Source organism: Leptobacterium meishanense (genome assembly GCF_037645805.1).
GTDB lineage: Bacteria > Bacteroidota > Bacteroidia > Flavobacteriales > Flavobacteriaceae > Leptobacterium_A > Leptobacterium_A meishanense.
The window spans coordinates 1-1,108 of record NZ_JBBEXE010000021.1 but is presented as its reverse complement, the minus strand read 5'-3'; the positions used below and the strand labels follow the sequence as shown (position 1 = coordinate 1,108).

At 44.8% G+C, this 1,108-nt stretch carries 1 protein-coding gene; it reads right to left on the bottom strand.

All coding sequences use genetic code 11. The annotated features are described in order from the left end of the window. Positions 1-1,042, bottom strand: a 1,042-nt coding sequence (locus WBG21_RS11215) for a hypothetical protein (RefSeq protein ID WP_340077922.1), incomplete at its 3' end; no start/stop codon positions are given. Between the last annotated feature and the right edge of the window lie 66 nt (positions 1,043-1,108).

Below are 1,108 nucleotides of genomic sequence, written 5' to 3'. Positions count from 1 at the left end.
GCTCGGTAACCGGATACTTAAAATAAACCGGCTTTAAGGTTTCAACGGTTAGATCCAGGTTGTCCCAATAGACAGCAGTATTAGGCGATTGGTTGTCTATTCTAATGGCAGCATACTTTACAGGGATCCCCCTTGGAGAAGCTAAGGAGAGGCCTACCTCTTGCCAATCCCCGGTAAAGGTCAGGTCTATTTTGTCCCACCAGCCATCTTGGGTATTTTTGTTTTCATCCAAAAAGAAGATATAGAACCTACCTTTTGTACCTGCCTGTCCTTTTACCCTAGTTGAGAGTGTAGCCTCATAGTCCTTGTTGGTATCCAGTGTTTCAACAACACTTCCCTTCCAAGGGAGTGTTTTTGTTTGCAGGCCAGCGGATGTTTGTACCAGGGCATGGCCATCAGAGAATTCTTTCCCAAGGACGACCTCTAAACGCCCATCATTGTCTAAGCCCTCTGTAAAGGGCATTAACAAAGGAGCCACTTCTTCGGTTTTGAACGAAAGGTCATCCCAGTAAACGGACTCCCCTGGAGTAATTACATCCAGGCGTATACTTGCATATTGAAGGTTATGCCCTTCTGGAGAGGTAAAACTATGTTCTATCCATTGCCAATCGCCTGAGAGGGTAAACTTTTTGAACTGGAATGCTCCGGGAACCAGAGGGCTATATGGGACTTCTTTATAGAAGATATAGGTACGCACCTGGGTACCTGCTTGTCCTTTTACCCAAGCCCCTATGGAGGAGACGTATTGTTTTGAGGGGTCCAGAGTAGTTAAGACATCACCAAACCAAGGCGAGGTAAAGGTATCGCTATCAGGTGCAGAAGTAAGCTTTGCAGCGTACCTGCCACTGTGGACTTGTAGGGAATCAATGACAAAGAGTCCGCCACGGCTTGCAGCGGGCAGTCTATTGAAAGGGTACATTAAAGTACCGGACTCGAACCCGGGATTGGGGATTTTGTTATTAAAAGATTGTGCATGTGCAAAGGAGACACCGATGATGCTCCATAAAAGCAAGGAGTTAACTAGGGGGCAGAACTTCTTCATTTTTAATATTTAATAGTGATATGTCAGTTAGTTTTTCACATAGTTTTATTTATTAAGGTTAGGTAT